Annotated in this window: 25 protein-coding genes; 8 read left to right on the top strand and 17 right to left on the bottom strand. The window is 66.4% G+C overall.

Annotated elements, in window-relative coordinates; all coding sequences use genetic code 11:
- Positions 1-54 precede the first annotated feature (54 nt).
- The 6 genes from QM693_RS21085 to QM693_RS21060 all read left to right on the top strand — a co-directional run bounded on the left by QM693_RS21085 (position 55) and on the right by QM693_RS21060 (position 6,378).
- Positions 55-750: an alpha/beta fold hydrolase gene (locus QM693_RS21085; protein WP_283330586.1), complete on the top strand. Its 696-nt coding sequence runs from the start codon at positions 55-57 to the stop codon at positions 748-750.
- A gap of 79 nt (positions 751-829) precedes the next feature.
- Complete coding sequence (locus tag QM693_RS21080) at positions 830-1,867, top strand: ABC transporter substrate-binding protein (protein WP_280778796.1); 1,038 nt, start codon at positions 830-832, stop codon at positions 1,865-1,867.
- Positions 1,864-2,643, top strand: a complete 780-nt coding sequence (locus QM693_RS21075) for an SDR family NAD(P)-dependent oxidoreductase (protein WP_280778798.1) — start codon at positions 1,864-1,866, stop codon at positions 2,641-2,643. Before QM693_RS21080 ends, QM693_RS21075 begins: the two co-directional genes overlap by 4 nt.
- 61 nt (positions 2,644-2,704) lie before the next feature.
- Positions 2,705-3,868, top strand: coding sequence for an ABC transporter ATP-binding protein (locus tag QM693_RS21070; RefSeq protein ID WP_283353346.1), 1,164 nt, complete (start codon positions 2,705-2,707; stop codon positions 3,866-3,868).
- Positions 3,868-5,568 carry an ABC transporter permease gene (locus QM693_RS21065; protein WP_283353345.1) on the top strand — a complete coding sequence of 567 codons (1,701 nt, stop codon included), beginning with the start codon at positions 3,868-3,870 and terminating at the stop codon, positions 5,566-5,568. Before QM693_RS21070 ends, QM693_RS21065 begins: the two co-directional genes overlap by 1 nt.
- A 45-nt stretch (positions 5,569-5,613) precedes the next feature.
- The gene (locus QM693_RS21060; protein WP_280778801.1) at positions 5,614-6,378 is read left to right on the top strand and encodes an SDR family NAD(P)-dependent oxidoreductase; all 765 of its coding nucleotides are present in this window, start codon (positions 5,614-5,616) and stop codon (positions 6,376-6,378) included.
- 67 nt (positions 6,379-6,445) lie between these two features.
- Here the strand turns inward: QM693_RS21060 and QM693_RS21055 are convergent, their stop codons facing one another.
- The 15 genes from QM693_RS21055 to QM693_RS20985 form a co-directional block, all read right to left on the bottom strand.
- Positions 6,446-7,477, bottom strand: a complete 1,032-nt coding sequence (locus QM693_RS21055; RefSeq protein ID WP_283353344.1) for an NADP-dependent oxidoreductase — start codon at positions 7,475-7,477, stop codon at positions 6,446-6,448.
- 16 nt (positions 7,478-7,493) lie between these two features.
- Entirely contained in the window at positions 7,494-8,495 is a 1,002-nt protein-coding gene (locus tag QM693_RS21050) for an MBL fold metallo-hydrolase (RefSeq protein WP_283353373.1), read from the bottom strand.
- 11 nt (positions 8,496-8,506) lie between these two features.
- Positions 8,507-8,842 (bottom strand): EthD family reductase, encoded by a 336-nt coding sequence (locus QM693_RS21045; protein WP_280778804.1) that lies wholly within the window; start codon positions 8,840-8,842, stop codon positions 8,507-8,509.
- Between the two features lie 75 nt (positions 8,843-8,917).
- Positions 8,918-9,526 carry a TetR/AcrR family transcriptional regulator gene (locus QM693_RS21040; protein WP_283353372.1) on the bottom strand — a complete coding sequence of 203 codons (609 nt, stop codon included), beginning with the start codon at positions 9,524-9,526 and terminating at the stop codon, positions 8,918-8,920.
- Between the two features lie 83 nt (positions 9,527-9,609).
- Positions 9,610-11,118: a class I adenylate-forming enzyme family protein gene (locus QM693_RS21035; protein ID WP_280778805.1), complete on the bottom strand. Its 1,509-nt coding sequence runs from the start codon at positions 11,116-11,118 to the stop codon at positions 9,610-9,612.
- Between the two features lie 74 nt (positions 11,119-11,192).
- On the bottom strand, positions 11,193-12,260 hold the full coding sequence (locus tag QM693_RS21030) for an NAD(P)-dependent alcohol dehydrogenase (RefSeq protein WP_283353343.1): 1,068 nt from the start codon (positions 12,258-12,260) through the stop codon (positions 11,193-11,195).
- Between the two features lie 15 nt (positions 12,261-12,275).
- Positions 12,276-13,037 (bottom strand): SDR family NAD(P)-dependent oxidoreductase, encoded by a 762-nt coding sequence (locus QM693_RS21025; RefSeq protein WP_280778807.1) that lies wholly within the window; start codon positions 13,035-13,037, stop codon positions 12,276-12,278.
- 37 nt (positions 13,038-13,074) lie between these two features.
- The gene (locus tag QM693_RS21020; RefSeq protein ID WP_280778808.1) at positions 13,075-13,836 is read right to left on the bottom strand and encodes an SDR family NAD(P)-dependent oxidoreductase; all 762 of its coding nucleotides are present in this window, start codon (positions 13,834-13,836) and stop codon (positions 13,075-13,077) included.
- Positions 13,833-15,035: an acyl-CoA dehydrogenase family protein gene (locus tag QM693_RS21015; RefSeq protein WP_280778810.1), complete on the bottom strand. Its 1,203-nt coding sequence runs from the start codon at positions 15,033-15,035 to the stop codon at positions 13,833-13,835. The genes QM693_RS21020 and QM693_RS21015 overlap by 4 nt, the downstream gene beginning before the upstream one ends.
- Before the next feature lie 50 nt (positions 15,036-15,085).
- A complete protein-coding gene (locus QM693_RS21010) occupies positions 15,086-16,048 on the bottom strand; it encodes a phosphotransferase family protein (RefSeq protein WP_280778811.1) in 963 nt (320 codons plus the stop codon).
- Entirely contained in the window at positions 16,045-17,250 is a 1,206-nt protein-coding gene (locus QM693_RS21005; protein ID WP_283330579.1) for an acyl-CoA dehydrogenase family protein, read from the bottom strand. Before QM693_RS21005 ends, QM693_RS21010 begins: the two co-directional genes overlap by 4 nt.
- Before the next feature lie 9 nt (positions 17,251-17,259).
- Positions 17,260-18,408, bottom strand: coding sequence for a thiolase family protein (locus QM693_RS21000; RefSeq protein ID WP_105412873.1), 1,149 nt, complete (start codon positions 18,406-18,408; stop codon positions 17,260-17,262).
- Complete coding sequence (locus QM693_RS20995; protein ID WP_280778814.1) at positions 18,408-18,785, bottom strand: Zn-ribbon domain-containing OB-fold protein; 378 nt, start codon at positions 18,783-18,785, stop codon at positions 18,408-18,410. The genes QM693_RS21000 and QM693_RS20995 overlap by 1 nt, the downstream gene beginning before the upstream one ends.
- 37 nt (positions 18,786-18,822) lie before the next feature.
- On the bottom strand, positions 18,823-19,611 hold the full coding sequence (locus tag QM693_RS20990) for an enoyl-CoA hydratase/isomerase family protein (protein WP_105412871.1): 789 nt from the start codon (positions 19,609-19,611) through the stop codon (positions 18,823-18,825).
- Between the two features lie 118 nt (positions 19,612-19,729).
- Complete coding sequence (locus QM693_RS20985; protein WP_283353342.1) at positions 19,730-20,869, bottom strand: acyl-CoA dehydrogenase family protein; 1,140 nt, start codon at positions 20,867-20,869, stop codon at positions 19,730-19,732.
- 100 nt (positions 20,870-20,969) lie between these two features.
- Here QM693_RS20985 and QM693_RS20980 point away from each other — a divergent pair, with 100 nt between their 5' ends.
- Positions 20,970-21,356: a hypothetical protein gene (locus tag QM693_RS20980; RefSeq protein ID WP_283353341.1), complete on the top strand. Its 387-nt coding sequence runs from the start codon at positions 20,970-20,972 to the stop codon at positions 21,354-21,356.
- On the top strand, positions 21,340-21,738 hold the full coding sequence (locus QM693_RS20975) for a hypothetical protein (RefSeq protein WP_283353340.1): 399 nt from the start codon (positions 21,340-21,342) through the stop codon (positions 21,736-21,738). The genes QM693_RS20980 and QM693_RS20975 overlap by 17 nt, the downstream gene beginning before the upstream one ends.
- Positions 21,739-21,797: 59 nt before the next feature.
- Here QM693_RS20975 and QM693_RS20970 read toward each other — a convergent pair whose 3' ends face one another.
- Positions 21,798-23,888 carry an ArnT family glycosyltransferase gene (locus QM693_RS20970; RefSeq protein WP_283353339.1) on the bottom strand — a complete coding sequence of 697 codons (2,091 nt, stop codon included), beginning with the start codon at positions 23,886-23,888 and terminating at the stop codon, positions 21,798-21,800.
- Positions 23,885-25,138 (bottom strand): bifunctional glycosyltransferase family 2/GtrA family protein, encoded by a 1,254-nt coding sequence (locus tag QM693_RS20965; protein ID WP_283353338.1) that lies wholly within the window; start codon positions 25,136-25,138, stop codon positions 23,885-23,887. The genes QM693_RS20970 and QM693_RS20965 overlap by 4 nt, the downstream gene beginning before the upstream one ends.
- Between the last annotated feature and the right edge of the window lie 137 nt (positions 25,139-25,275).

Genomic DNA, 25,275 nt, shown 5'->3' with positions numbered 1-25,275 from the left:
AAGGCGACTTCCTTAGATTCAAACTGATATCAGTTCAATTTAGCGAGGAGCAACATGTCGTTCGTTCTCGTCCACGGCGCAGGAATGGGCGCCTCGTGCTGGGCGCCTCTCCTCCCCTTGCTCGAAGGTGACACTCTCGCAGTCGATCTCCCGGGACGGGGACGGCGGCACTCCGTCGACCCGCGGTCCGTCACCCTCGACGACTGCGCCGCCGCAGTCATCGGCGACGTGGAGGCGGCGAACCTCGAGGACGTCGTCCTCGTCGCACACTCTTTCGCGGGAGTGACGGCCCCTCGGGTCATGCAGGCACTCGCACACCGACTACGGCACGTGGTCTTCCTGTCCGCCGTCGTCCCGCCCGACGGGACGCGAGTGATCGATCAGATCGATCCGGACGTCCGCGCCGCGGTGGAAGCCTCGATAGAAGATGGTGTGTACCGCCAGGATCCGATGGGCGCCGCCGCGATGCTCTGCAACGACATGGACGCGGAACAGACCGACTGGATGATCGCCCAGTTGGTCGACGATTGCGGCGCGCTACTCACGGAGTCCGTCGACCTGTCCGGTCTCCGCGCCGATATACCCCGTACATACGTACGTTTGACCAAGGACACCTGCTATCCACCCGAACTCCAGGAAAGATCTGCTGCCCTCGTCGGCGGCGACACCGCATTCCTCGAATCCGGCCACATGGCCATGGTCACGATTCCCGATCGCGTTGCCGCGCTGCTCAACGGTCTCGCGCCGTAGGCCTCATCCGACTCCTCCATCCGTCACCGAATACACGGGTTCGCATTCGGCGAACCGATACCGGAAGGGCTTTCATGCCATGAGAAGTATGCCGATAAAGCTGATGGCCGTCGCAGTGGTCGCCGCTTTCGCCTCCGCCGCTTGTGGATCCGGCGGTTCCGGTTCCACCGGTCCCGTGTCCGGCACGTGGGACGACGTCGTCGCCGCAGCCAAGGGCGAAGGCAGTGTCCTGCTGTACTCGAGCCAGAACCCCGCCAATCTCGAAGCTCTCAAAGTGGCGTTCGAGCAGGAGTATCCCGAGATCTCCCTCGAATACGTCCGGGGCACCGACGCCGACATCAACCCGAAGGTCGAGGTCGAGAATCAGACGAAACGGGGAACGGCTGATGTGCACATGATGACCGACGCCGCCTGGATCGAGACTGCCGCCGAGTCGGGCACCTACTCGACCGATCTCGTCGGCCCGGCATTCGATGCGCCGGAGTACGAACCGCAGAAGAGCATCATTTCCGACAAGTTCTTCCTGACCAGCGCGGCGGTGTTCGCTCTCGGCTGGAACACGACAGCACTTCCGGGAGGTCTGCAGAAGCCGGCAGACCTCCTCGACCCGGCGTTGAAGGGCAAGATCGGAATCGTCAACCCGTCCGGTATCGCCTCGTACGTCGACTTCTACCGATTCTTCGAGAAGAACTTCGGCGCCGACTATCTCCAGAAGCTCGCGGAGCTGAAGCCGCGGATCTACCCGAGTTCACTGGGGGTCGCGCAGGCCTTGACCTCGGGCGAGATCGTCGCAACCCCTGTGGTGCAACCACTTGTGCGAGAGAAGGAATCGGGAGCACCGGTGGACTGGGCACTGCCCTCGCCCCCGTGGGGAACCCCGTGGTTCACGCACGCACTGTCCGCGGCGCCGCACCCGAATGCCGCACAGGTGCTGGCGAACTTCATGGTCACCCCCGCCGGCCAGAAGGCGTTGTCACTCGGTTACGCGAGCGCACTCCCCGGCATCGAAGGAAGCGTCGCACAGGCCCAGGACATCGCGCTGCCCAACCCGTCCGACCTGACACCCGAATCGCTCACCGAGTACCAGTCCGATTGGGAAAAGAGATTCATCCAGTGACGACCGACGACGCGCGACTGCGCGACACCTGCGCTCTCGTCACCGGTGCTGCACGAGGGATAGGTGCCGCGACCGCAGAACTCTTCCACGCCCACGGCGCCACGGTCTACCTGGGCGACGTCGACGACGAGGTGGGTGAACGTGTCGCGGCGAAAATCGGTGCGCGAGCGCACTACCGGCACCTCGACGTCACCGACGAATCTCAGTGGACGCGCGTCACCACCGAGATGGCGGATCGCGGGCATCCGATGCGTGTTCTCGTCAACTCCGCGGGAGCCGCATCCAAAGCGTCCATCATGCAGACGTCGCTCGCCGACCTACGACGCATGATCGACCTCAACCTCGTGGGGACTTTCCTCGGCCTGCAGGCCGCAGGCGCCGCCATGACCACGGGCGGATCCGTCGTCAACCTGTCCTCGCTGCGTGGCGTCCTCGCAACGGCCGAGCTCGGTGCATACGGCGCGTCGAAGTTCGGCGTTCGCGCCCTGACCCGAGTCGCGGCGTTGGAGTTCGCGGAATCGAATATCCGGGTCAACGCCGTGTGCCCGGGCAGCATCGAGACGGCAATCACCGCCGGCGCCGACTTCGCCGACGACGACATGGACGCGTATGTGAAAAGCATTCCGCTGCAACGCCGAGGTCTACCGCTCGAGGTGGCGAAGGCCATCCTGTTCCTCGCGTGCGAGGACAGCAGTTACATTACGGGCTCCGATCTCATGATCGATGGCGGAACCTCCGCGGGCGCCAGGACTCCGAAGCGCCCGACGCAATCATGAGATGAACTGACTTCACTTTATTCTTCCTCGACAAACCACTCGCAACCAAGCAGGTGCCAAGGTGACATCGCAATTCAGGGTTTCCAACCTGACCAAGACCTTCGGGTCCAACACCATCGTCGATCAACTCGACCTCGACATTCAGGACGGTGAATTTCTCGTCCTACTCGGCCCCAGCGGCTGCGGGAAGACGACCACCCTACGATGCATCGCCGGTCTCGAGACACCCGAGGGCGGGTCGATCACGTTCAAGGACCACACCGTCTTCGATGCGTCGACCCGCATCAACGTTCCGGCCTACAAGCGCAACATCGGCATGGTCTTCCAGTCCTACGCGCTGTGGCCCAACATGACAGTGCGAGAAAACATCCGGTACCCCTTGAAGGTTCGACGGATGAAGAGCGCCATCGCCGCCGGACAGGTCGAGACCGCCGCAGACATGGTCGATTGCGGAGCCCTGCTCGACCGGTATCCGTCCCAGCTCAGCGGTGGACAGCAACAGCGAGTCGCCGTGGCACGCGGCTTGGTCGCCCGACCCGACCTGGTGCTGTTCGACGAGCCCCTGAGCAATCTCGACGCACGGCTGCGCGATCAGGTGCGGTCCCAGATTCATCAACTACACCAACGACTGGGCTTCACTGCCGTATTCGTCACCCACGATCAGGCCGAGGCATTTGCGCTCGGTGACCGACTCGCCATCATGAAGGCGGGCAAGATCGAACAGTACGACACCCCGGAGCGGGTCTACCAGACCCCGTCCTCCGACTATGTCGCCGCGTTCATCGGGATGGCGAACCGGCTCGAACTCGTCCGCCGGCACGAGGGATGGACCACGCGAGCGGGGGCTCCCGTCGATCTCGACGCGGCGGGCGTCCAGGGCGACTACATCAGCGGCGATACGGCTGTGGGACGACTCCGGCCCGAAGACCTCGCACTTCATCATTCACTCGACGAGGTCCGTGCGGGTGACGTCGGCTTCGTCGGCGAACTCGTCACCTCCGAGTACGGAGGCCGCTATTTCGACGTGACGGTCGATGCCGGAGGCGAGCAGTTGTTCGTCCGCGCAGACGCGGAACGACACGGACGCTGGTTGCGTGCTGCCACCATCGGCTCTCCTCTGGTGGTGAGCTTCTCGCCCACCAAGTTGCGAGTGTTTCCGCATCCGGACGGTCACGTGGATCTCCAGGTTCCGGTGCTCGCCCAGGCCGCCCGATCGGAGGCGTGATGGCTACCGTTGCGGTGAGTCGCGGCGCACGCCCGTTCGTCGTCAGTACGGTGTGGCGTACCCGACTCGGGTACGGCGCACTGCTGGCGGTTCTGGCGTATCTCGTCGTGCTCCCGCTCTTCCGATTGCAGTCGCTGGCGTTCGAGGACGGCGGTCGCGGATATCAAGCCCAGTACGGCCGATACGACATCGGTCAGACCATCCGGACCACCATCGCCCTCGCTGTCTCGTCGCTCGCCATCGCCATGGTCCTCGGAACGATCCTTGCGTTCGCGGCGACCAGGCTGCCACGCCGGCTGAGCTTTCTCAGGATCGTCCCCATCCTGCCCATCGTGATGCCCGCGGTGGCCAATGTGGTCGGGTGGGCGTTCCTCCTCTCCCCCGGCCCCGGGTACCTGAACGCACTCCTGCGGAAACTCCCCTGGTGGAACCACGTCGACTCCGGACCGATCGATGTCTACAGCACACCGTGGATCATCATTCTCACGGGCTTCGGACTCACGTCCTTCGTCTACCTCTTCGTCAGCGCGGGAATGCAGAACATCAGTTCCGAGCACCTCGAGGCAGCACAGATCAGCGGTTCGTCGACGCTCGGCGTGTTCTTTCGTGTAGTGCTCCCGCTGCTTCGCCCCTCCCTGGTGTACGGCGGTGGCATCGCGCTGCTTCTCGGATTGGGCCAGTTCACCGGACCACTCCTGTTGGGACAGAACACCGGCGTGAAGGTTCTCACCACCGAAATGTATCGGCGGGTGTCCGAGTCACCGGCGGACTTCGCCGCTGCAGCCGCGGCGGGCTCGCCGCTCGTCATCTTCGGCGTCGTCGTCGTGCTGGCGCAGAAGATGCTTCTCGGCAATCAGTCACGCTTCGTCACGCACGGCGGAAAGGCATTCGCACCGGACACCGGACGCTCGGCGTGGGCCGCCGTGTGCATCTCCGCGTATGCGATGCTCGCGCTCGTCGTTCCGCTGATCGGACTCGCCATCGTGGCCGTGTCTCCCTATTGGTCGGAGACACTGTCCTGGAATCTCTTCACACTCGACAACTTCCGGGCGCTGTTCCGGACGGCGAGCATCGTCGACTCGGTGTACACGAGTCTCCTCACCTCCGTGGTGGCGGTCGCCGTCTGCGTGCCGATCGGTTACCTCACCGCCACGCTTCTCGTGCGAGGCCGCACACACAGAGTCCTGGGAACCATCGGTGACATCATCACCGCTCTCCCCCTGGGTATTCCAGCGGTGATCTTCGGCGTCGGGTTCCTGCTCACGTACACCCAGCCTCCGCTGATCCTCTACGGGACCAAAGCGGTCATCATCCTCGTCTACATCGTGCTGATGGTGCCCTTCTCCACCCGGATGCAAATGACGGCGATGCTGTCGCTCGGCGAGACCTACGCCGAGGCGTCGGCAACGAGCGGCGCGAGCCCGTTCGTCACCAATGTGCGGGTGATCCTGCCGCTGATGAGACCGACCGTGCTCAGTTCCGTCGCCTTGATGTTCATCCTGCTGACCCACGAGTTCGCCGCCTCACTGCTCGTCCGGGCCGCCACGACACAGGTGATGGGGACGCTGCTGTTCGACCTGTGGGAGAACGGCTCCTACCCGCTGGTGGCCGCGATGGCTCTTCTCATGACCGCGGTGACCAGCATCGGTGTCGTGGTCGCGATGCTCGTCGGTGGCCGAAACGTGTTGAGCAACCTCTGATATCGACCTTCCCTGCCCGAGCCGAACAAGTGACAAGGAGTCCAGATGACTGTCGGCCCTGACCGACTTCGCGACAAGGTCGTCCTACTGACGGGTGCGACCGGTGGTATCGGCGCGGAGATCGTCCGAAGGCTCGCCGAAGAGGGCGCTCACGTCGTCCTGACCGATCTCGGGAAATCGGTCTGCCAGGACTTGCTCGATACCCTCACCCAGCCCGAGCGACATGCGGCGCTCGCCCTCGACGTCTCCTCCGAGGAACAGTGGGAAGACGTCGTGGCAGCAACCGAGAGCACGTTCGGCGCGCTGCACGCCTTGGTCAACAACGCTGCCATCGGCAGCGTCGCCACAGTAGACGAGGAAACCCGATCACAGTGGGATCGGGTGATCGGGGTCGGCCAGACCGGCACGTGGCTGGGTATGAAACACGCCGGGCCGCTGATCGAGCGGAGCGGCGGCGGTTCCATCGTGAACATGTGCTCGATACTGGGAACGGTGGGCGGCCTGGGCAACAGCGTTGCCTATGCAGCCGCTAAAGGCGCAGTCCGCACGATGACCAAGAACGCTGCCCTGCACTGGGCGAAAGCGGGGGTGCGCGTCAACTCTCTGCACCCGGGATTCATCGGTACGCCCCCACTACTCGAGCGCTGGGAGGGCAGCGAGCGTCACCGCGAGATGCTGGCCGGCACCCCGATGGGTCGTCTCGGGCGGGGTGAGGAGATCGCGGCCGTCGTCGCCTTCCTGGCCGGCGACGACTCCACCTTCGTCACCGGCTCGGAGATCTACGCCGACGGTGGGTGGACGGCGGCCTGAGCTGCACAGAAGAACATGGCCTCCGCGTGATGCGGAGGCCATGTTCGTCGGTGTAGCCGTCGGAGCATCAGCGTAGGCGGCACAGCGTCTTTCCCACGGTGCGGCCGTGCAGCATCGCGACGATGGCGTCCGGCGCCGACCCGAGGCCGTCGAACACGGTCTCCTCGACTACGAGGCGACCGTCGCGGAGGTAGCTCCCGACCTCGGCCCGCATGTCGCCGAGCAGATGGTCGTACGCTCCAGCCCGGAAACCCTGCACCGTCAGGTTCTTCGCGACGATCTGAAAGAGATTGCCCGGACTCGGTGCGGCCGTGTCCGCGTCATAGGAGGCGACGGCGCCCGCCATGGCCACCCGGCCGCCTGGCCGGAGGTGATACAGGGCGGCCTCGAGGTGCGCTCCTCCCACGTTGTCGAAATACAGGTCGATGCCGTCGGGTGCCGCGCTTGCGAGCGCTCCGGCCAGGTCCGGGCTGTGGTAGTCGAATGCGGCATCGAGTTTCAGTTCGTCCAGCAGGAACCTGACCTTCTCGCCGGAACCGGTACTGCCGACCACGTAGTGACCTCTGAGTTTTGCAATCTGCGCGGCGAGGCTGCCGACCGCACCCGCGGCCGACGAAATCCACACGGCGTCTCCGCTCGTGAGTCCACCGATGCACTGCAATCCCACGTACGCCGTGAGCCCGGAACTGCCCAGCGCTCCGAGATAGGATTGCGGCGGGTGCACGCTCGTGTCGAGGCGTGTCACGCCGCCTGCCCCGGCCAAGGTTTCGCTGCCCTGCCGGACCACCGCGAACTCGCGAAAACCCTTGATGTGCAGAACCGTGTCGCCCTTCTCGAAGCCGGAGTCACGGGACTCGAGTACCTCGCCGACAGCCAACCCGGTCAGTGTCTCCCCGATGCGGAACGGTGGGAGGTAGCCCGCGGGGCCGGTGGGGCCGAGACGCATCCTGACAGACGGGTCGATCGACGACCACGAGTTGCGCACGAGAATGTCACCGGGCGCCAGTTCTTCCGGAACCGTCACCACGTCGAGGTGGAAATCCGACGGCCGGACCTTCCCCCGGGGATGGTGCGCCAGTTTCAGCTCATGACTCTGCATGGGAATCCTTCCGCACTCAGACGACGGAGAAGACGTCGCGGTCGTCTCGTCTTCGGACTGTGAGCCGGCCGCGATCGACCAACGTGTCGAGGTGGGCGAGGGTCTCACAGGTCGCGATCATTTGATTGAACGGGTCGAGGGTGGAGAACGGCCTCTCGCGACGGGTCCACGTGACCGCGTCTGCGACGGCAATCGCGGTCGCGGGCCCGAGCGAGACCAGCGCATCGCGCATGGCTATGAAGCGCCGGTCGTGATGCGCGAGAAGTTCCTCGACGCGCAGGTGCACGCTCGGTGTCGGATCTCCGTGCGCTGGGAGCAGTCGCGAGTCGGGGCGTTCGAGCAGACAGGTCAGCGACTCGAGGTAGCGCCCCAACGGCAGATCCCAGTCGCCGAGTTCGAAGCCGATCGACGGTGTGATCGTGGGCAGGACGTGGTCGCCACTGAAGAGCACCCCTTGCTCTTCGTCGTGAAAGACCATGTGCCCCTTTGTGTGGCCGGGCGTGTGCACCACGTCGAGTGTGCGCCGTCCGATCCGGACCGGACCTGCGGTGAGCCAGTGGTCGGGCTGTTCCCAGTCCGAGGGGTGGAACGGCTCCGCGGCGGTCAGAACCTCGACCGTGTCCGCAAGGAGGGTGGCACCGGCGCGGCGGAGTTCGTGCAGCGAATCCGTCGGCACGTTACTGCCGAGTGCACTGACGGCTGCCAATCCGTCAGCCTCGGCGATCCCGAGGTGGACGCGGGAGCCGTGACGGCGGCGGAGTTCGATCGCGAACGTGTAGTGATCGCGGTGCACGTGGGTGACATAGATGTCGTGAATCTGCTCGGTGCTGTGCCCGATCCGAAGCAGTGCGCGCTCCATCTCGTCGAAGGTCGTGTCGACTCGCCAGCCACCGTCGATGAGGGCCAGTCCCTCCTCGGTCTCGAGGGCGTAGACGTTCACTGCTCCGAGGCCGTCGCCAGGCATCTGGAGGGGCACTCGGTGCACACCGGGCGCCACCTCGAAGCAGCCCGGTTCCATCCAGTGCGCCCTCATGATTCACCGCTGCCCACTTCGACCATCGTTTTCTCCTCCCCCATGACGAGGATGCGCTTTCCACGCATCTGGCCGACGTTGTCCACTGCGGCTTGCCATTCCGGGCTGGCGAGTGCGGCATCGAGGTCCTCGCGAGAGTCGAAGCTCAGAATCGAGACGCCGTCCCATTCCCGGGACCGGTCGTCCATGGCGTCGAGCACCTCGGTGTGCTGCCAGCGCCGCAGGCCCGGCAGCGGGTAGGTCACGTCGGCATGTTCACCGCGCCACCACTCGATGAACTGCTCATGGCTCCAGTCGTGCGGACGAGCGGCCAAGACGATCAAGTTGTACATCATCACTCCATAACTGACCTGAATTTAGTTCAAATATCGAGAGTAAGAAAAACCACCCCTCCGCACACGCCCGCGTCACGCGCGGACGATGCGCAGGGTGGCGTCGCGAACGTGCTGGTTGAGCTGGTCGAGGGTCATGTCCCCGCCCGGTCGATACCACCGCCACACACTGACGACGAGACCGAGAATCAGCCGGGCCATCAATCGTGGATCACTGTCGGCGAATACGCCCGCACCCATCCCCCGCGCAATGAGAAGAGACCACTCTTCTTCGATCGAGTTCACCAGCGCGCGCGAGATCTGACGCTCGGCCTCTTCCTTCTCCGATTGGCGGGGAGTGGCGAGCAGATCCATGTGGCTTTGGAGGATGCGCCGCTGAAGGGCGTCCCGCGGGGTCGCTTCCAGAGCGCTGGTGACGGCGGCACTCAACGCCTCGACCGGGTCGTCGATGCCCTCGATCGCGGCGGTGAATCGCTCGAGCGACTGCGCCAGTTCGAGACGCATGATGGTCAGCAGGCAGTGACCCTTCGACTCGAAATAGTGATAGAGCGCCGTCTGGCCGATGCCCACCTCGTCGGCAATCGACGCCCACTTCGTGTGCTCGAAGCCGACCTCCCCGAAACGTTCGATCGCGGCCGTCAGGATGAGCCCGCGCTTCGAACGCGGACCATCGCGGAGCGTCATGGCTTCTACGGACACGGGTCCCCCATCCATCTGTTTGTTCGGGTCGGTACCTCAGAGACTACCTGAACTGAGGTGAAGTCGGGTCAATATGAGTGGCTGTCGGTACCCGCGAGCAGGCGTGTTGCAAGATCTACCGCATCCGGTCGAGACAGCTTCCCCACCCGATTCTGCGGCAGATCGTCGATCGTGAAGACGAACTCCGGCCACTTGAACTTCGGGAACTCGATGTCTCCGAGATATGCGACGACCTCGTCGAGGGTGATCGGATCGCCGGTACTCACGACCAGGGCCGCGGCACGTTCACCGAGTAGCTCGTCCGGAACGGGGACCACACACACCTGGGACACGGTCGGGATGCGTGCGATCGCGGCCTCGACCTCGTTGATGTCGATGTTGCGGCCCCCGCGAATGATGATCTGCTTCTGGCGCCCCATGACCCGGATGCTGCCGTCTTCGGCGACTTCGACGAGGTCGCCGGTGGGCAGGAATCCGTCCGCGGTGAGTTCCGGGGGTGCGGGAACCCCTGCCCGTGCATAGCCGACGAAGAGGGAAGGCCCCTTGACCTGGGCATCGCCCACGCGGCCCGGTGGCAGAGTAGCGCCGTGTGCGTCGACCGCCCGGACGACGGTCCCGGGGAAGGGACGACCGTCCCGCCCCAGGCGAACGTCCGGTTCGTCCGCGGGCAGCGGGGTCGTGTGCCCGAGACACTCGGACATACCGAACACACGCAGGAATGTGGTGCCGAGGGTCTGCTCGGCGCGGCCGAGCGCGCCGGCATCCATGGGACCGCCGCCGACGGTCATTGCGCGCAGCGACGTCAGCGCTCCCGCAGCGTCCGGCGCGACGGCCAGCTGAAGCGCCATGGTCGGAACGAGCATCGTCCACGCGACTCGGTGTTCCCGGACGATCTGGAGGGCGGTCGCAGGCTTCCAGCCGTCCATGCAGACCATCGGCGCGGCCAGCACGGCGGGGAGATAGAGCCCGAAGCAGAATGCCGCTACCGACGACAGTGGCACGAACGCCGCGACAGGATCTCCGGGTTCGAGGCCGACCGCCTCGATCGTGCACCGGCAGGCGTACCGGATTGCAGATTCGGACTGCACCACGCACTTGGGATGTCCGGTCGACCCGGACGTCATCGCGATCGCGATCCCGCCGTTCCACCGCTCGATGTCGCTGACCGGTGATCGCGACCAGCGCATCACCCAGCCTGCCGTCGCGACCGCCTCCTCGCAGAACCGGTCCTCCGGTACACCCCAGTGCGAGAGCGACTGCCGGTCGGCGATCACCACGTCGGGTGCGATGTCGTTCAGGGCCACGGCGAACTCCGACGGGGTGGCATGTCGGCTGAACACCGCGATCAGGCCGCCGCGCAGTCCGACGGCGATGGCCGCGGCGAGTGTGCGCCACGTGTTGTCAGCCTGCACCAGCACCGTCGGTGAGCCACCCGTCGCGGCGTCCAGCTGGGCGGCGAGCCCGGTTGCCGCCGCGACAACCTCCGCCACCGTGTGCTCCCCCGTCGCATCGACGACTGCGATGTCATCCGGAGAATTCGCTGCGCGAGCAACGAATTCGCGTGCCAGCTCCCACATTCCGCCGACCTTTCATTGAAGTGAACTAGTTTCATTATTAACTACAATGCGCACCGCACCCAGCTTTTCGTCCGTTACGGGATCACGACGGCCCTCCCGGTGATCTCGCCGCGCCGCAACTTCGAATACACGTCGAGAACGTCGTCCAACGGGTACGCGGTCGCTTCGACGGCCAGCAGGCCTCGGTTCGCGAGGTCGACCACGGCCTCGAGATCTGCTCGCGTTCCCCAGAACGGCGCAGTCACCTGCCACCCCGTCGCGAGTCCCACGTCTTTGCCCACCGTGAGCCGACCGCCGGCGCTGCCGACGGTGACCAGTCGGCCGCCGGGGGCGAGCAACTGCGCCGCCGATTCCATCGTGTCCGGCGCTCCCACGAAATCGAAGACCACATCAGCGCAGTGACGCCGGGCGACACCGGACCGAGAGGCCGCAACCTCCGCGATGTCCGACACCGCCACGTCCGCCCCCAGTCGACGCGCGAGGTCGCGCGAACTCTCCCGCGGATCGACCGCGATGATCGTTCCCGCGCCCAGTGCGCGAAGAACCTGGATCGCGATGTGGCCCAGTCCCCCGACACCGACCACCACGGAAACGGAGTCGGCGTCGACGACGTCCCGGTTGGTACGGATTGCGTGATAGGCCGTCAGGGCGGCATCGGCGAGTGGGGCGGCGCTCTCGGGGGCGAGCCCGTGGGTACGGACCAGGCACCGCTCCGATGGAACGATCATGGTGTCGGCCAGACCGCCGTCATGGCCGATGCCGTTGCCGATCGCGGTGAGACGGCCGTCCTCGCGTGCGCTCAGTTCGAAGCAATAGTTCTCACGGTTTCGGCGGCAGTTGCGGCATTGCCCGCACGACCAGACACCATGGACGACGACGGACTCGCCGATCCAGGACGTGTCCGCCGACGGGCCCGCACCGACGACGGTTCCCGCCACCTCGTGCCCGAGCGTGAACGGGAGGGGATAGTCGAATACTCCCGCGGGTGCGTCCATCACGTGCAGATCGGATCTGCACAGCCCGGCGGCCTCGACTCGGAGGAGCAGCTGATGCCCCTGTGGTTCGGGAACCGGGATGCGCACAACCCGTGCACCGTCGCCCCAGCCGGTCAGGCGTACTGCGCGCATTGTCGGAACTGCCATGAGTGTCACCTTTGCCTACCGGGCGGTCCAGCCGCCATCGACCACCAGAGTCTGGCCTGTGACGTAGGACGACGCGTCCGACGCCAGAAAGAGCACGGCGCCGTCCACTTCGCCGGGACGTCCACCGCGGGCGAGCATCGTGTTGCGGCGCACCCAGTCCGCCGAACGCTGGTTGCTGAACAATCCATCGGTCATTTCCGTGTCGAACCAGCCCGGCACGATGGCGTTCACGCGGATCCCACGTCTGCCCCACTGCCCGGCCAGCTCACGGGTCAGCCCGAGCACGCCGGCTTTCGATGCCGCATAGCTCGCCCCGCCGATAGGTGCCGTCGACACGAGCCCGACGACCGAGGAGATATTGATGATCGACGCGGCCTCGCCTGCCGGTGTGGTCGAGGCTACGGACGTGGCGAGATGAAATCCCGCGGCCAGATTGACGTCGAGAATCGAGGAGAATTCCTCCGGGCTCTCGTCCTCGGCGTTCGGCCTGCCGGGTCTGCCCGCGTTGTTGACGAGGACGTCGATCCGCCCGGCCTGCGCGAGTGCCCGATCCACGAGCGAGCGCCGGTCCGCGTCCACGGTGATGTCGCACTCGACGGGGACGACGCCGTCGACCTCGCCTGCCAGCGCCGCGAGCCGCTCGACACGGCGGGCGGCCGCGAAGACCGTCGCGCCCGCCGACGCCAGTGTCCGCGCGAATCCCATTCCCAGTCCGGACGACGCACCCGTGACGACGGCGACGCGACCGCTCAACTGGAACAGCTCGGGTACCTGCATGTGGTTGGCTCCTACTCGTGTTCGTGGCACGCGCGCGTCAGTAGACGGCGGTGCGTCCGCCGTCGACCGGGATGACGGCACCCGTGGTGTAACCGGCACGGTCCCCCGCCAGATGCACGACGAGACCGGCGATTTCGTCCGGATTCCCCAGGCGCCCGGCAGGGAGTCGGTCGATGATCTTGCCGACGAACTCGTCGTCCCAGTCCGCCGCCATGTCTGTCGCGAATCCGCCCGGCATGATGCAGTTCACCCGAACCCGGGGCGCGTATTCCTGAGCGAAGGCCATCGTCAGCGCGTTGAGGCCGTTCTTCGATGCCGCGTACATCGCCTCCGGCGGGCTGGGCCGCAGTGCGCCGATGCTCGAGATGTTGATGATCGAACCGCCTCCGGCCGCGCTCATCCTGGCGCCGGCCACCGCCATGAGCCGGAACGGGCCCTTGAGGTTGACCTCGATCGTCTTGTCGAAGAGCGACTCGGAGACCGACTCGAGGCTCGGCGACAGCGGCGCGATGCCGGCGTTGTTGACTACGATGTCGAGGCTCCCGAACTGCGCGAGAATGTGGTCGACGGCGAGTTCGATCGCGTCCCACTTCCCGACGTGCAGTGCGAGCGGTTCGGCGATGCCACCGGTGTCCCTCGTGATCGCGAGGGCCGCGGAGATGCATGCGTCCTCCTTGCGACTCGACACGATCACGGTGGCTCCCGCGGCGGCCAGCCCGCTGGCGATGGCGTATCCGAGCCCTCGGGTGGCCCCCGTGACGAGTGCGACCTTGCCTGTCAGTTCTCGCGGTGCGTTCATGCGTACTTCTTCAGTTCGAGGCGCGCGATGGTGCGCAGATGGACTTCGTTCGGACCGTCGGCGATCTGCAGTGCCCGGGTGATCGCATACAGCCGGGCCAGGATCGTGTCGTCACTCACCCCTGCCGCGCCGTAGGTCTGGACGGCATGGTCGACCACCCGATGAGCGACCTCCATGGCCGCGACCTTGATCGCGGCGACTTCCGAGCGGGCCGCGGCGTTGCCCCGGGTGTCCATCAGCCACGACGACTGGAGAACCAGCAGCCGGATCTGGTCGATCTCCATCCGGCTGCGCGCGATCCACTCCCGTACCACACCGCGGTCGGCGAGCGGCGCACCGAAGGCATTGCGCTGCAGAGCTCGTCGGCACATCAGCTCGAGGGCGCGCTCGGCCATGCCGATCGCGCGCATCGCGTAGTGCATGCGCCCCGGCCCCAGCCTGCCCTGCGCTATCGCGAAACCGTCGCCCTCGGCGCCGAGCATGTGATCGGCAGGCACCCGGACGTCCGTGAACTGGACCTCGCCGTGACCGAGCCGGTCGCGGTACCCGAACATGGGCAGATCGCGTAGGACCTCGATACCGGGAGAATCCGCGGGCACCAGGATCATGCTCTGCTGCCGGTAGGTCGGAGCGTCGGGATCGGACTTTCCCATGAAGATGATGAGCTTGCAGTCGGGGTCGAGAATGCCTGAGGTGTACCACTTCCGGCCGTTCAGGACGTATTCGTCGCCGTCCCGGCGGATGGTCGACGTGATATTGGTGGCGTCCGAGCTCGCCACATCCGGTTCCGTCATGGCGAACGCCGACCGGATCGTGCAGTCGAGGAGCGGCGCGAGCCACCGGGACTGCTGTTGCTCGGTGCCGTACATGGCGAGGATCTCCATGTTGCCGGTGTCGGGTGCCGAACAGTTGATGGCTTCGTTGCCGATCACCGAGCGTCCGACCAGCTCGGCGAGCGGGGCGTACTCGAGGTTGGTGAGACCGGCGCCCCACTCGCCGTGCGTCATGAAGAGATTCCACAGTCCGAGCTCGCGCGCCTTCGCCTGCAGGTCCAGCATGACCTTGGGCTGCTCGTGTGGGTTGTCGTTCGACTTGATCTGCTCGTCGTACACGGCCTCGGCCGGATAGACGTGCTCTTCCATGAAGTTCCGCAGCTGCTCGAGCAGTCGCTCGGTGCGCGCGGAGTATTCGAAGTCCACGTGAGGTCCTCTCTGTTCCGTCATCGCGTCACGCGGTGATCGGAGGTTGATCATGCAAGTAGCGCGGTTCCGCTGCGGATGAGCTGCGAGATGGTGTCGGGCAGCCGTTCCTGGTCGGGGTCGTGGTGGCGGCCCTCACGGTGCCGGCGCAGGTTGTGGCCCATGATCGCCGCCATCTTCAGACGGCCGAGCGCGTTGAACCAGTTCATGTCCGGCAGCGCCGGGTGGTCCCCGGTGTAGAGGTCGATCAGTTCGTCCGCGGACGGCAGGTCCGGCACGGCGCGTCCCACCCCGGGAAAGTTCGCACCGTCGGCGAATACGAGGAACCAGCCCAATTCGACCCGCGGATCGCCCAGGCTCCAGATCTCCCAGTCGATCAACGCCGCCGGCTCGGTGTCACGCGCGATGATGTTGCCGAGCCGGTAGTCCCCGTGCACCAACGTCGGTGGCAGCGCGTCGGGGAGATCGGCGGCGAGGAGGCGCAGGAGTTCGTCACCGCCGCTGACGAGGTCGGGGGGAACGGCGTCCAGGGTTCGTTTCCACCGCGCCAGCTCCGCAGCGGGTGACAACGGCTCCCCGGCAGCCGGGATCGTGTCGACCGGCACCGCGTGCAGCCGCGGCAGCACCGCGGCCGCACGGCGCATCCGCGCCGCCGCGACGGCCGGTTCGACCGGAGGGGAATCGAGCACCGGCTCGAGTGATTCCCCGGCCACGCACTCCATCGCGAACCACGCCGGCCCGTCCTCGTCGACGGCGACGATCCGAGGAACGGGAACCTCTGTCGCACCGAGTGTTTCCATGATCCGCGCCTGACGCACCATGTCGTGCCGCCCGATGGGGCGTTGCCCCTCGGGAACCGCCTTGACCACGAGGTCGCCGTCGCTGGTCGGCACTTTGTACGTCAGCCCGGAATGCCCGCCGAGGAGCGGCTCGAGTGCGCCGACATCGAGGCCGGGGCTCTGCTCGCGCAGGCGCTGGGCCACCCGGACGCCGAGCGCGCTGTTCGTGGTCATCGGCGCGGCTCCCTCGGCAGACCGAGAACACGCTCGGCGAGGATGTTGCGCTGGATCTCGTCGGTGCCGCCCGCGATCCGGTACCCGGGTGCGCCGAGCACATGCTCCGTCCACGCGAACGTTCCCCACTCGCCCGAGTCGGCAATCAGATCGCGTCCCAGCAACAGCCGGACCACCTCCGACGTGCGCGCCATGGTGTCCGTGGCAAGCAACTTGCCCACCGAAGCCTCGGGGCCGGGGTCCTTGTCGGCGACCACTGCCGCGGCCACCCGCATTCCGGTCACGCGCTGGACATAGCTGCGGGTCACCAGGTCCGCGACCTTGTCACGCTCGATCTCGGTGAGCGGCCGGTCGAGGTGACGGGCGAGTTCGACGGCGTGATCGGCGTTGGCCAGACCCAGGTTCCCGGCGTCGAGTCGTTCAGCCGCCAGCACCGTCAAGGCGACCGGCCACCCCTGCCCCACGGGCCCCAACCGGTGGTCGTCCGACAGTTCGACACCGTCCAGATAGACCTCATTGAAGGAACTGCCCCCGGTCATCTGGCGGATCGGGCGGACGGTGACCCCGGGAGCATCCATCGGGACCAGGAACACCGTGAGGCCTGCGTGTTTGGGCGCGTCGGGGTCGGTGCGGCACACCGCCACCCCCACGTCGGCGACGCGGGCGCCGGACGTCCAGACCTTGTGCCCGGTGATCGTCCAGCGGCCATTCCGTTCGACTGCCCTCGTCCGGACGGCGGCAAGGTCGGATCCGGCTTCGGTCTCCGAAAAAAGCTGACAGGCAATGATATCGGTCCGGAGCATCGCGCGCACATACCGCTCGCACTGTTCCGGTGTTCCCCACTGGGCGATCGCCGGGGCTACCAGCTGCTGAGTCACCGAGAACATTTCGGTCCGGCGCGGCACGTCGAATGCGTTCTCCTCCCGCCGGAACGCGAGGACGTAGGACATCGGCAGGCCGCGGCCACCGTACTCGGCCGGCCAGTTCATCGAGCCCCAGCCGGCGTCGAACTTCGTCTGCTCGTACGCGCGGATATGGTCGGTCTCGTCGCGCTCCTGCTCCGCTGTCCAATTCTCGAAGACGGCGACCGAGTCGGATCCCACTCCCCATTTGATCTGGGTGCGCGGTTCGGCGACAGTTCTCAACCATGCCCGCGCTTCATCCACGAACTGGTCCAGGTCGGGCATCGTTGCTTGATTCATGGCTCTTCCTCAGACGGACAGGACGGTGCAGGCGCTGATTCCGGGCGCACCGTAGACATGGGTGAATCCGATGCGCGGGTGTCCGGGAACCTGTCGGGCACCGGCCTCCCCGCGTAACTGCGTGACGATCTCGTGTATCTGCCGGAGGCCGGAGGCGCCGATCGGTTCCCCGTTGGCGATGCATCCGCCGTCGGTGTTGATCGGGATCCGGCCGCCGATCTCCGTCTCGCCGGCCGCGATCAGTTTCTCCTGTTCGCCGTGCTCACAGAATCCGCACTCGGCCATGTGCATGATCTCGGCACCGCTCTCCGTGTCCTGCAGTTGCGCGACGTCCACATCCGAGGGACCGAGTCCGGCCTGCTCGAATGCGGCGGCGGCGGTGGACGTGCTCACGCTGGGTGGGGTTCCCCGGCCCTGTATCGACGGACCGAACACCTCGAAGGAACCGAACCGGCGGGTGCCCGCCGAGATTCCGCGCAAGTGCACCGGCCTTCCGCCGAGGCGCCGGGCGGCGGCTTCACTCGCCACGACGACGGCGGCACCGCCCTCACCGGGAGAGCAGAACATGTATCGCGTCAGCGGGTCGTTGACCATGTCCGCTGCGGCGATTGCCTCGGCGGACATCGGTTCGCGGCGCCAGGCATTCGGGTTCAGCGAGCCGTTGCGGTACGCCTTCTCCGCCACGGCGGCCAGAGTCGGTGCACTGATTGCGTGCTCGCGCATGTACCGCGCGATCTTGATGCCGAAGAACTGGGTGGTGACCATCAGGCCCGCCTCGCCGTAGCCGACGGGCAGACCCCAATCCTCCGGTGCCGGGTCGAAGGCGCCGCGCGGATGTTTGTCGAATCCGACCGCGAGTGCGATGTCGGCGGCACCCGCACGAATCGCGTTGACGGCCGACACCAGCGCGCTACCGCCGGTCGCGCAACCGTTCTTGACGTTGGTGAAGGGTATTCCCGTGAGCCCGAGTTCGGCGACGAGGGTGTCGGCGAGCCCGGAACCGTCACTGCCACCGAATGCGACCTGAACATCGGTCCACCCGATGCCGGCGTCCGTCAACGCGGACGCGATCGCATCCAGCGCCAGCCGGCGACCACTCCTGCCCGGCTGACGTCCGAACTTCGACAGTCCGGCCCCGATGATCGACACGGTGGACATCAGCGGATCTCCTTCAGATAGGCATCGGTGGCGAACCGGGGCACCGGCGCCGTGGCGATCAAGGTCACCGGCGCCCCGTCGTCCAACTCGTCGAAGTCGTGGCATTCGAGCACGGCTTCGATCTTGATTCCCTCGGGGAGTTCGACGTATCCGACGGCGAACGGCGCGAAACCGTTCGGCGGCGGCACGTACGGCGGGGATTTCGGGGCGAACCGCTGGACCGTGTACGCCCAGACCGTTCCGCGTGCGCTCAGGGTGAACGGCGACATCGCCGGTCGTGAGCACTGCGAGCACAGGCCGGTGGCCGGGAACGCGACAGTCGAGCAGTGGGAGCACCGGCTCGCGCCGAGCGCAGGCGCGGTATGTGTCTCGCCCATCCTCATTCTCTCCTCGGGATTCGTCGTCGGCGTCGGATCAGCGACCGACCCAGACCGGCTCACGCTTTTCGAGGAAGGCGTTCACGCCTTCTCGTGCGTCCTCGGACTGCAGCGCGTTGCCGACGGCGAGGTGCTCCATCACCATCAGCGACTGGATGTCTGCGTCGAGACCGCGGTCGATGCACATCTTGGTGAGCTTCATCATGAACGGGCTCTTGTCGACGATCGGGGCGATGAACTCGGCGAGAAGCTTGTCGAGGTCTTCGGCCGGCGCCGACGCGTTGATCAGGTCGAAGGCCTCCGCCTCCTTGCCGGTCAGGAGTTTGCCGGTCAGCATGAGCTCCTTGGTCTTTCGAATTCCGATCATCCGCGGGAGCCGGTAGATCGGGCCTGCCCCACCGAACAGCGCGCGACGGATGTGGAAGTCGCCGATCCGGGCGTCCTCGGCGGCGATGGCGAAGTCGCAGGAGATCATGAGCTCGAAACCGCCTGCGGTGACGAAGCCTTCGAGAACCGCGACGGACGGTGTGTTCATCGAGTACAGGCGGTCGCAGACCTTGGCGGACAGCACGGCGACGTCCATCGCGGTGGTGGAGCCGACGTACTTCTCCCGCAGTTCGTCGAGATCGAAGCCCGAGCAGAAGGTGCCGTCACGTCCACGCAGGACGAGCACCTTGAGGCTGGGGTCGTTGTCGACCTCCACGATGATCTCGTCGAGGCGATGCAGCAGCTCGACGGTGACCGCGTTCTTCTTGTGCGGGCGGTTGAGCCACACACGGGCGACGTCGCCGTCCTTCTCGAGCACGATGTGGTCGGTGTCCACCATGTCGGTGTCCTTTCGAGGGAGAAACTGAACTGGATTCACTTCAGTTCTACTGGGTGGGAGATGGTCCGTCAATAGGCCGGGGCAAGAGGTTTCGATTCAGCGGCGCAGGCGCCAGGATTCAGAGCCCGACGAGATCCGCGACGCGACTGCGGTGTGCCCGTGAATCACCGAGAAGCGGTTCGTCGCCGAGCGCGCGGCGAACGTAGGAATGCGCCGCATGTTCCCAGGTGAAACCGACACCGCCATGCAATTGCACGGCCTCGAGGGCGGTGCCGATCGCCGCCTCGGTGCAGATCGCCCCCGCGACCGCGGCCGGGAGCGCCGCGGATTCCGGGTCTTCCGAGAACACGGCGGCGGCATACCGCGCCGCCGATCGAGCCTTCTCCAACTCGACCAAAGTGTTCGCCAATCGATGCTTGACGGCCTGGAAGGAGCCGATCGCTCGCCCGAACTGGTGGCGCTGCATCGTGTATTCCGTTGTGCTTTCGAGTAAACGATCGACGATTCCCACATGTTCGCAGGCCAGCCCGATCACTCCCAGGCTGTGCAGTGATGCGGCCGTCCGCAGTGCGTCGCCGGGTCCGACGAGACGCACCGCGGCCGCGTCGTCGAAGAGCAGATTCGCCTGCCGCCGACTGGGATCTATGACCGGAAGCTCCGTGCGCCGCACCGGGGCGGTACGCAGATCGACCGCATAGAGGCCGGGCCCCTCGTCACCGCGTCCGAGTAGCACGACGATATCGGCCGCGCCGCCCTGCACGACATTGGTCGAGCGGCCGGACACCGACCAGAGGTCTCCGGTTCGGGTGGCGTCGACGAAATCGGTCTCCGCGCTCAGAGCTGTCACGGTTGCGACGAGTTCGCCCTGGACGACTCGCCCCAGCAGTTCGTCGACCTGCGGGCACCTGTCGGCGGCGAGCAGGGCGTGCACTCCCAGCATCGCCGACGTGAGTACGGGTTCGCTGACCAGCGCGCGCCCGCATTCTTCGAGAACGATCCCGAGTTCGACCACGCCGTAACCCAGGCCGCCACGATCCTCCGGCACCGTCAGGGCGGCGACGTTCATCTCCTTGACGAGAAGCGACCACAACTCGGGGGAATATCCGATTTCCGACTCGGCGGCGAGTCGGCCGGCCTCGAGCGTCGAGTGCCGATCCAGCAATTGGCGGACCACCGCCCGGATGTCGTCGTGCTCGGCGACAGGCGTCATCGCCGGGGGTTCGGTCTCGGGCCAGGGACGGGAATGGGGGGTCGGCATGGAACTCTCCTCAAATTGACGTGAGTTCAGTTTAGTTTCGCCGAAGCCGTCGCGGCAAGCACTCTCGACAAGCGGCATTGGGTTGAACTAAGTTCATTTCATGACCGATGCACTCGTGATCGAGCGGTACTACGCGATCCTCGACAGCGGCCGGATCCACGATGCAGTTGCCCTGCTCGACGAATCGATCGAGTTCGCCATAGTCCTCCCGGGTACCGTCCGCAGGGGGTACAGCCGCTCCGACATGCTCGACTACCTGAGGGGACGGCCCTCGGTCGATCGACGACACGTGCTTCTCCGAACGAGCAGCGCCGGCGACGTCCAGTTCGCCTACGGCTCCGTCGTCGAGAACGACGTGAAGACAACCGGCTACTTCCTCGCCGCGATGCACCTCGACAGCGATGGCGCCATCGACGCGTACGAGGTGTCCTTCGACACGGAATTCAGCATTCTCACAAAGGAGTTGGCCCATGGGAAGCGTGACTGACCTGACCGAGACGGCCTCTCCGACTCCCGTGCTGATCGCGTGGTTCGCGATCATGGATTCGGACGATCCCGATCGCGTCCTGAACATGATCACCGACGATTTCCGGATGTCGGTTCAATTCTCCACCGGCGGTGGGAATGCCGCCGAATTCGTCGGGGATCGCGCCGGACTCGTCGAGTACCTGCAGCAACGCGAGAAGAGTGTGCTCGTACACGAAATCCTCGCGGGATCTCGTGTGGGAGAGATCGAGCTGGCGCTGGGACGCACCACACGGAACGGCGATTTCGAGGCCTCGTTCAACACGTCGGCACAGCTCGACGGTTCGGGCCGCGTACGGAGGTTGCTGATCTGCCGCACACCCGAGATCTCGTTCCCCCTCTGAAACGGCTGTGAGTACTTGTTAACCGCGGGCGGTTAACAAGTACTCACAGCCGGTGTCGGTCAGGACGTGAGGTCGTACAGGGTCACGCCGTCGACGGTGGCGGCGGTGAAGTTCTCCTGCACCCAGGTGGAGATCTCCGATGCCGTTCCGTCTCCACCCATTCCGCCTCGACCGCCGGCGATGAAGTAGTGGATCTTGCCGTCCGCCACGTACTGCTGGAACTGCTCCAGCGTGGGTGACGGATCGCTGCCGTTGAATCCGCCGATCGGCATGACCGGATCCTCGGTGGCCAGCTGGTAGCCGGATGCACTGTTGGATCCGATGGCCGCCGCGACCCAGGTGTAGTTGCCGGAATCCTGTTCGAGCAATGCCACCAGTTCCGCGCCCGGATCGCTACCGGAGAGCAGTCCCCCGGCGGCGCCGCCGCCCATGGCACCCATACCGCCCGTCCCGTCGGGGGCTCCTGCCGCCGCGCCGTCCGTTGCGCCGGCAACGGCACCGCCCGGCAAGGTGGGCGCCGCGGCACCGTCGGTGCGGCCGCCCATGCGTCCGGCACCGTCCATGCCGGCGGGGCCACCCATCCCGCCGGGGCCTCCGCGGGCGCCTTCGACGTTGGGTCCGGCCGAGACGATCGAACCGGTGTGCGGCGTCGCGATGGTGTCGACGGCGTAGGCCGTCGGACCGGCGAGCCCGGTGAACAGCGCGGCCAGCGTGACCACGGCAGCGATCCGGCCTCGGGTCAGCGCCGGGATCAGCACGGCAACCGCGGCGACGACGCCGACGACGACCACGGCCCACTTCAGCCACGGCACGAACGACGCGCTGCGTCCGAGCAGAACCCAGGACATGGCCGCGGTGGCCAGCAGTGTCACCGCGAGAACCGCCCGCACCCACAGCGTGTCCCGTCGACGCCACAGCGTCACCGAGCCGATCGCCACCAGCGCGGCCACGGCCGGTGCGAGTGCCACGGTGTAGTACGCGTGGAAGATGCCCGCCATGAAGCTGAACGTCAGTCCGGTCACGAGCAGCCACAGACCCCACACGAGGAACGACGCACGCTGGGTGTCGACGCGAGGTGCCCTGCCGCGCAGTGCGAGACCGGCGGCCAGCAGGATCAGTGCGGCCGGGATGAGCCAGGCGATCTGACCGCCCTGTGCCGCCTCGAACATCCGCGTGATGCCGGTGCTACCCCACATACCGCCACCGCCGGGGGCGCCTCCTCCGGGGAAGCCGCCGCCCGCCATGGCCTCGCCGGCACCGCCCATGGCCGCTGCCACCTCCCCTCGACCACCGCCGCCGGGCGTGACACTGCCGGTCTCCTCACCGTTCAACCGGCCGAGACCGTTGTAGCCCAGCGTGAGTTCGAGGATCGAGTTGTTCTGCGAACCGCCGATCCAGGGCCGCGACGACGCCGGCCACAGTTCGACGATCAGCAACCACCAGCCCGCGGAGACGATCATCGCGCCGAGCGCCGCGAAGCACTGGGCGAGGCGTTTGCCGAACTTCGGCGGTCCCGCGACGAGATAGGTCAGAGCAAGCGGCGGGACGACGAGCATCACCTGAAGCTGCTTGGTCAGGAACCCCAGACCGACGAACACGCCGGTCAGCACCATCCACCGGGTGCGTCCGTCCTCCACGGCCCGCAGCATCGCCCACACGGAGGCGATCATCAGCAGCACCAGCAGGGCGTCGGGGTTGTTGAACCGGAACATCAGCACCGCGATCGGCGTCAGCGACAGCACGAGACCCGCGAGCAGACCCGCCGGGGCGCCGAACCACCGCTTCACCGTGGCGTACAGCAGCGCGACGGAACCGACCCCGAGCAGGGCCTGCGGTACCAGCATCGCCCACGAGCTGAGCCCGAAGACCCGGACCGACAACGCCATCAGCCACAGCGACATCGGAGGCTTGTCGACGGTGATGGAGTTGGCGGCATCGGAGGATCCGAAGAAGAACGCCTTCCACGACTCCGACCCCGCCTGGACCGCCGCTGCGTAGAACGAGTTGGCCCAGCCGGAGGCGCCGAGCCCCCAGATGTACGCGACCGCGGTCCCGACCAGGAGTGCGGCGAGCGCCCACGGCTCCCACCGCCTGCGGGCGGGAGGTGGTTCGGCCGCGTCGACCTTCGGTTGTTCGAGGGTCGTCGTCATGCGTGAGCTCCTTCGGGGCGTGCGTTCCGGAAGACCCAGCGAAGGGCTATGAAACGACTGATGGTGGCAACGAGATTGGCGAGGACGAGGACGGCGAGTTCGACGTGCTTGGACACGTCCGGGGCCGCCGAGTGGAGGACGTACAGCGAACCGCTGGTGAGCAGCAGCCCGAAGGCGAACACGAGCAGGCCCTGCATCTGATGCCGGGCGGCACCCTCGGACCCGCGGACACCGAAGGTGAACGCGCGGTTCGCGGCCGTGTTGAGCACGGCTGTGACGAGCAGTGAGACGGCGTTGGCCCACTGCGCGCCCATGATCGGATGCAGGATCAGGTAGAGCAGCGCGTACGCGACGGTCGACGCGACGCCGATCACGGCGAACCGGGCCAGCTGCCCGACCACGCCGCGGGGAACTCCGGGCACCAGCGGCTCGCGGCCGAAACTGTCGCGCAGGCTGCCGATCGGCAGCGATCCGGTGGACAGGGCCCGGCCCACCCGCCACACGCCCTCGAGGTCGGCGACGGCGGTCGCGACGATGTCGACGCGACTGTCCGGGTCGTCGACCCAGTCGACGGGGACCTCGTGGATGCGGAGGCCTGCGCGTTCCGCGAGCACCAGCAACTCGGTGTCGAAGAACCACCCGGTGTCCTCGACCAGCGGCAGCAGGCGCTGCGCGACGTCCGCCCGCATCGCCTTGAACCCGCACTGCGCGTCGGAGAACCGCGCGTGCAGTGCGCTGCGGAGGATGAGGTTGTAGCTGCGGGAGATGAACTCGCGCTTCGGTCCCCGGACCACCCGCGACGAGCGGGCGAGGCGGGAGCCGATCGCGAGGTCCGAGTGTCCCGACAGCAAGGGCGCGATGAGCGGCATCAGGGCGTTGAGGTCCGTCGACAGGTCGACGTCCATGTACGCCACCACCTCGGCGTCGGAGGTACTCCACACCGCACGCAGAGCGCGGCCTCGCCCCTTCTCGTCGAGGTGCACGACGTGGACGCCGTCGATCTCGGCGGCCAGCCGGTGCGCCACGGCGAGGGTGGCGTCGGCGCTGGCGTTGTCGGCGATGGTGATCCGGGCGGAGTAGGGAACGTTCTCGTCGAGGTGCCGCCGCAGCCGGCGCACGCAACGTTCGAGTCCGGCTTCCTCGTTGTAGACCGGCACGACAACGTCGAGCACGGGCGCGGTCTCGGCGGTTTCGGGGGTCTCGAGTCGTCCCATGGCGCCCGGTGCGCGGGAGAGGGAATTCGTCGTCATGCGTCTTAGATTCGGCCCGTACGCTCCGATGACTCTGGACGGAGGCTGGGAGTTTCCTGTGCGCTTCGCCCCCGTGAGTACTTATTAACCGCGGGAGGTTAATAAGTACTCACGGGGGGCGAAGCCGCATAATAGCG

The organism is Rhodococcus sp. IEGM 1305 (assembly GCF_030058635.1).
GTDB lineage: Bacteria > Actinomycetota > Actinomycetes > Mycobacteriales > Mycobacteriaceae > Rhodococcus_F > Rhodococcus_F opacus_D.
The sequence above is the reverse complement of the archived record's forward strand: the minus strand, read 5'-3'. Positions and strand labels throughout refer to the sequence as shown.

Bases quoted from the DNA above. Each gene is read 5' to 3' on its own strand.
- QM693_RS21085 (WP_283330586.1), top strand. From the start codon at position 55: ATGTCGTTCGTTCTCGTCCACGGCGCAGGAATGGGCGCCTCGTGCTGG.
- QM693_RS21080 (WP_280778796.1), top strand. From the start codon at position 830: ATGAGAAGTATGCCGATAAAGCTGATGGCCGTCGCAGTGGTCGCCGCT.
- QM693_RS21065 (WP_283353345.1), top strand. From the start codon at position 3,868: ATGGCTACCGTTGCGGTGAGTCGCGGCGCACGCCCGTTCGTCGTCAGT.
- QM693_RS21060 (WP_280778801.1), top strand. From the start codon at position 5,614: ATGACTGTCGGCCCTGACCGACTTCGCGACAAGGTCGTCCTACTGACG.
- QM693_RS21055 (WP_283353344.1), bottom strand. From the start codon at position 7,477: ATGCAGAGTCATGAGCTGAAACTGGCGCACCATCCCCGGGGGAAGGTC.
- QM693_RS21050 (WP_283353373.1), bottom strand. From the start codon at position 8,495: ATGGAACCGGGCTGCTTCGAGGTGGCGCCCGGTGTGCACCGAGTGCCC.
- QM693_RS21045 (WP_280778804.1), bottom strand. From the start codon at position 8,842: ATGTACAACTTGATCGTCTTGGCCGCTCGTCCGCACGACTGGAGCCAT.
- QM693_RS21040 (WP_283353372.1), bottom strand. From the start codon at position 9,526: ATGACGCTCCGCGATGGTCCGCGTTCGAAGCGCGGGCTCATCCTGACG.
- QM693_RS21035 (WP_280778805.1), bottom strand. From the start codon at position 11,118: ATGTGGGAGCTGGCACGCGAATTCGTTGCTCGCGCAGCGAATTCTCCG.
- QM693_RS21030 (WP_283353343.1), bottom strand. From the start codon at position 12,260: ATGGCAGTTCCGACAATGCGCGCAGTACGCCTGACCGGCTGGGGCGAC.
- QM693_RS21025 (WP_280778807.1), bottom strand. From the start codon at position 13,037: ATGCAGGTACCCGAGCTGTTCCAGTTGAGCGGTCGCGTCGCCGTCGTC.
- QM693_RS21020 (WP_280778808.1), bottom strand. From the start codon at position 13,836: ATGAACGCACCGCGAGAACTGACAGGCAAGGTCGCACTCGTCACGGGG.
- QM693_RS21010 (WP_280778811.1), bottom strand. From the start codon at position 16,048: ATGACCACGAACAGCGCGCTCGGCGTCCGGGTGGCCCAGCGCCTGCGC.
- QM693_RS21005 (WP_283330579.1), bottom strand. From the start codon at position 17,250: ATGAATCAAGCAACGATGCCCGACCTGGACCAGTTCGTGGATGAAGCG.
- QM693_RS21000 (WP_105412873.1), bottom strand. From the start codon at position 18,408: ATGTCCACCGTGTCGATCATCGGGGCCGGACTGTCGAAGTTCGGACGT.
- QM693_RS20995 (WP_280778814.1), bottom strand. From the start codon at position 18,785: ATGGGCGAGACACATACCGCGCCTGCGCTCGGCGCGAGCCGGTGCTCC.
- QM693_RS20990 (WP_105412871.1), bottom strand. From the start codon at position 19,611: ATGGTGGACACCGACCACATCGTGCTCGAGAAGGACGGCGACGTCGCC.
- QM693_RS20985 (WP_283353342.1), bottom strand. From the start codon at position 20,869: ATGCCGACCCCCCATTCCCGTCCCTGGCCCGAGACCGAACCCCCGGCG.
- QM693_RS20980 (WP_283353341.1), top strand. From the start codon at position 20,970: ATGACCGATGCACTCGTGATCGAGCGGTACTACGCGATCCTCGACAGC.
- QM693_RS20975 (WP_283353340.1), top strand. From the start codon at position 21,340: ATGGGAAGCGTGACTGACCTGACCGAGACGGCCTCTCCGACTCCCGTG.
- QM693_RS20970 (WP_283353339.1), bottom strand. From the start codon at position 23,888: ATGACGACGACCCTCGAACAACCGAAGGTCGACGCGGCCGAACCACCT.
- QM693_RS20965 (WP_283353338.1), bottom strand. From the start codon at position 25,138: ATGACGACGAATTCCCTCTCCCGCGCACCGGGCGCCATGGGACGACTC.